Annotated in this window: 4 protein-coding genes and 1 pseudogene; 3 read left to right on the top strand and 2 right to left on the bottom strand. The window is 70.6% G+C overall.

Annotation, left to right across the window (positions count from 1 at the left end; all coding sequences use genetic code 11):
• Positions 1-209, top strand: a 209-nt coding sequence (locus PLJ28_RS15035; RefSeq protein ID WP_324590356.1) for a hypothetical protein, incomplete at its 5' end; no start/stop codon positions are given.
• A 107-nt stretch (positions 210-316) separates the two neighbouring features.
• Here PLJ28_RS15035 and PLJ28_RS15040 read toward each other — a convergent pair.
• Positions 317-1,228: a response regulator transcription factor gene (locus PLJ28_RS15040; RefSeq protein ID WP_324590357.1), complete on the bottom strand. Its 912-nt coding sequence runs from the start codon at positions 1,226-1,228 to the stop codon at positions 317-319.
• A 115-nt stretch (positions 1,229-1,343) separates the two neighbouring features.
• Between PLJ28_RS15040 and PLJ28_RS15045 the strand changes: the two genes are divergently transcribed.
• Positions 1,344-3,173, top strand: a complete 1,830-nt coding sequence (locus PLJ28_RS15045) for a sensor histidine kinase (protein ID WP_324590358.1) — start codon at positions 1,344-1,346, stop codon at positions 3,171-3,173.
• 95 nt (positions 3,174-3,268) lie between these two features.
• Here PLJ28_RS15045 and PLJ28_RS15050 read toward each other — a convergent pair whose 3' ends face one another.
• Positions 3,269-3,904, bottom strand: a complete 636-nt coding sequence (locus PLJ28_RS15050; protein ID WP_183527386.1) for a hypothetical protein — start codon at positions 3,902-3,904, stop codon at positions 3,269-3,271.
• A 225-nt stretch (positions 3,905-4,129) separates the two neighbouring features.
• Here PLJ28_RS15050 and PLJ28_RS15055 point away from each other — a divergent pair.
• Positions 4,130-4,326 (top strand): annotated as a pseudogene (locus PLJ28_RS15055) (hypothetical protein); the annotation flags it as partial.

Here is a 4,326-nt window from a genome sequence, read left to right on the forward strand (position 1 = left end):
CGTCGGCCATGGCCGGTGCCGCCGCGCTGTCGCAACTGGCCGCCGAGCTCCAGGACCACCTGGCGAAGCGTCCGCCGGATCCCGTCCGCTGGCCGGTGACCGACTGTCTCGACTCCGTCATGGCGAAACTGCGCCACCTGGCCAAGGAGACCGCCCGTCAATTGCAGCTGTTCCTGGACCGGCTCTCCGGAGGTTCCCAGCCCGCATGAACTGACGGCCCCGCCGAACCCGGAACGCACGAGACCCCAACACGCCGATCAGGCGGTTGGGGTCTCGTCGTCGCCAGGGGTCGTCGGCTCGGGGTGCCGGAATCCGGCTAACCGGACGTCTCGGCCGCCCCGGCAGCGCGGTAGCCGATGCCGCGCACCGTCTCGATCCACCGCGGCCGCCGCGGGTCGTCGCCGAGCTTGCGGCGCATGTTCCCGACGTGCACCTCGACCGTCCGCTCGTCCGACTCGGACACGAACGTTCCGGCATCGGGCTCGTCGCCACGCAGGATGCGGGTGAGCTCGGCCTTGGACCGGACGACCCGGCCGCTGCGCAACAACGTCTCCAGCAGCACGAACTCGGTGGGCGTCAGCGTCACGTCCCGACCCTCGGCCTCCACGTGGTGCACGTGCGGATAGAGCACCAGACCGTCCAGGGCCAACCGGGCGTCGGCCGAGGACGCATCCGCTCGTCCTGTGGAGCCGGACGGCGTGGCAGCGGCGGATCCGTCGGCGCCCGACGTCGGGCCGGCGCCCTGTTCGGCTGCGTGCCCTGCAGCGTGACCGGGCGCGGGCGCGGGGGTCACCGTGGCCAGCGTCGGGCCCGGGGTCTCGGCAGCGGGCGCGGGGGCGGCGCGGGGGCGACGCAGCATCGCCTCCACGCGGGCGCGCAGCTCGCGGGGGCGGAAGGGCTTGGTGAGGTAGTCGTCGGCGCCGGCATCCAGGCCCATGAGGGTGTCGATCTCCTCGTTGCGGGCGGTCAGCATGACGACGTACGCGTCGGTGAAACGCCGCACCCGGCGGGTGACCTCGTAACCGTCGATGTCCGGCAGGCCGAGGTCCACGGTGACCAGGACAGGGTCATTCTCCTTGACGGCGTCCACGCCGTCGGTGCCGTTGGCCGCCGCGTGGACCTCGAAGCCGGACTGGCCCAGCAGGGCCACCATCAGCTCCCGGATGTCCTCGTCGTCCTCGACCACTACCGCTACACGCCGGTCGTCCACCGCATTACCCCTCGTCATCCGTTGTTCGTCCAACGCTATAGCAGACCGCGGACGGCATAGGGTGGACTCGCAACAGCATACGGCCGTATCAGCGCCAGAACGGAGATACGTCATGCCCACACGCCGGACGTCGGTGACATCGTCTGCGGGGGCCACCTCCGAGTCGGCCGCAGCGCCCATCCTGGAGACCCTCCCGGACGTGACCAACCGGATCACGGCACACGGGCCGGTCAGGGATGAGGCCTCGGACGCAGGCCGGTACTTCGCCCAGTTTCCCCTGCGCTGGCGCGTGGTCCTGTCCCAGCTGCCCCTGACCATCTCCGTGGCCATCGTGTTCGTGTTTGTCCTGGTGGTGCCCCAGCCGGCAGGCCACGGGCCGGGGACCATGCCGGCCGCGACTCCCGGGTTCTTCCTCGGGGTGACCGGGGTCATGGTGTTGACGCTCGCGGCGGTGGTCATCCCCTGGGACCGGTTGCCGTCCCTGACGTACTGGTCCATCCCGTTGCTGGACTTCATCCCGATCGCCCTGATCTGGGAGTCCGCCCGGTTCGCGCTGGACGGGATGACCATGCTCCCCGCGTTCCCCGTCTTCTGGCTGGCCTGGTCCGGCATCTACCCCTTCTGGGGCCTGTTGCTGGGGTTCATCGGCAGCGCCTCGGCGATCTGGTGGCCCTACCTGATCAACCTGGGCACCGTGGCCCGGGAAGACCTGTTCCGGCCGGCGCTCGTGCCGTTCTTCATGCTGTCCCTGGCGGTCGCCGCGAGCGTGCTGGCGCGCAGCATGGACCGGCAACGTGATGAGCTCAAGGACGTGCTGGCCACGACCCACCAGCAGAACCGCCGGCTGGAGGCCATCCTGGACACCACGGACGTGGGCATCGTGGTGACCGACCGGGAGGGCAACGGCCTGATCTGGAACGCGGCGCAACAGCGCCAGCACCTCATCGGCCAGCCGGAGGGACGGCACGACGCCACGGAGAGCGAGCTGCTGATCTTCGAACCGGACGGCGTCACCCCGGTCCCCGCGGAGGAACGCGCGCTGTACCGGGCCGTCCGCGGGGAGAGCTTCTCCGACCGGCTCTACGCGCTCGGGGTGGATGGCAGCCAGCAGTTCATGTCCGTCTCCGCCCAGGCCATGAGGGACGACGACGGTGAGTTCGACGGCACCGTGGTGGTCTTCCAGAACGTCACCGACCTGATCGACGCGATCCGGGCCCGGGAGAAGTTCGTGGCGGACGTCTCCCACGAGTTCCGCACCCCGCTGACCTCGATCATCGGGTACCTGGACCTGGCGATCGAGGACGAACAGGACGAGGTGGTCGCGCGCTACCTGCGGACCTGCCAGCGCAACTCGGAACGGCTGCTCGCCCTGGTCAACTCGCTGCTGGACTCGGCCTCCGGCAACGCCGTGGCGGCGCTGGAGCCCACGGACCTGGCCCGGCTCGTGCAGCACAGCGTGGAATCGGCGCAGGTGCGAGCGGACAACGAGGGGATCACCCTGGTCACGGACCTGCCGGAGGGACTGCCCGTGCAGGCGGACAAGATCAAGATGAGCCAGGTCGCGGACAACCTGATCTCCAACGCCGTCAAGTACACCGAGTCCGGCGGCACGGTCACCGTGACGGTCCGCCGATCGGGGGACTGCGCCGAGGTGGCGGTCGCGGACACTGGCATCGGGATCAGCCCCGAGGACCAGGAGGGGTTGTTCACCAACTTCTACCGCACCGAGCACGTCCGGCGGGCAGCCATTCCCGGGACCGGCCTGGGCCTGGCCATCACGCGGGCCTTCGTCCGCGCCCACGGGGGCGAGATCAGGGTGGTCTCCGAGCCCGGGGTCGGCTCGACCTTCACGGCGTCGATCCCGGTGGACGGTCCCTCGGCGCCGTCAGCGGAGGCGCCGGAAGCAGAGGAGTCAGCAGAGCCAGCGGAATCAGCGGAGTCGGCGGAGTTACGATCACGCTAGACGTCGATTCCACCGGCGTGTCCCGACGTGCAGCGTGATCGTAACTCTCGCCGGGTGGTCGGAGGTCGGAGGTCGGTGGCCGGGTGGCCGGTGGTTCAGGCGAGCAGGCGCCAGCTGCCCGGTTCCACGCGCGAGCCGGCACGCAGCCGGGCGGCACCGGACTCGTCCCAGGGCTCGGAGCGGGCGATGTGCTCGGCCCGCCCCGTCCAGGCGGTGCAGACCTGGGGGATGTACGCGTCCTCCTGGCCCATGAACAGCCGGCGGCGGAACATGGCCCACTCGATGGCCGGCACCGCCACGGAGTAGGCCCCGCCGACGTCGATGCCGTCCAGCTCGTGCAGGACCGCGTCCCGGCCGGACTGCGCGGCCAGCCAGACGCGCGTCGAGGCCGGAGACAGCGGCCGGGCCAGGGCGGCGAGCCCGACGTCGAGGCTCGGGTCCGCCTCGGAGGGCACCGGGAGCAGGTCGGTGGCATTGCGCCAGTCACCGAACGGGGAGCCGTCCGGGAGGACCACGGCACCCTCCTGGTCGCCGGTGTTGCGCCAGGGGTCCTCGGGGTCCAGGGTCTCGACCAGGTCCGTCAGCACGCCGGAGGCCCACAGGCGGAACCACTGCGGGTCGGTGGAGGAGATCCGCCGCAGTTCATCACTCGCCGATGCGCGGTACTCGTCGGGGACCAGCGGTTCACACCGGCTGATGGTCCACCTCGAGACAGCCTCTCTTATGGTCACGACAACGTCCTCTGGTCTGACGGGCACTGCGGCTGGGGGGTCGCCGCGGGGTGCGGCAGGGGATCGCCGCGTAGTCAAGTCTACCGAGGGCATGCTCGCTCAGAGGGGGTTCAGTCGCGTTCCGCGTAGCGCTCGAGTAGGGATCGTCACCCTCGGTCACGGAACGCGTACGGTCGCGGCCCGGGTTCGAGTGGTGCTGACGAAACCGGCGGCCGACAAGGAGTGATGATGCATAGGACGGGCATGGCGGAGGACGGACAACCACGGCGGCACCCGGTGCTGGAGACGTTCTGCCGGCGGCTGGAGTCCATCCTCTGGGGCCGGGCCGCCGAGACCCTCCGGGACGCCGGACGGCCGGCCGGGGAGCGGGAGGTCCTGCTGTTGCCGATGTGGGACTGGCGCCTCCCCGCCATGGAGATCGG

The sequence above is a fragment of the Citricoccus sp. genome, assembly GCF_035445025.1.
Lineage (GTDB): Bacteria > Actinomycetota > Actinomycetes > Actinomycetales > Micrococcaceae > Citricoccus.

Excerpts from the sequence above, each read along its gene's own strand:
- PLJ28_RS15040 (WP_324590357.1), bottom strand. The coding sequence starts at position 1,228 with ATGACGAGGGGTAATGCGGTGGACGACCGGCGTGTAGCGGTAGTGGTC.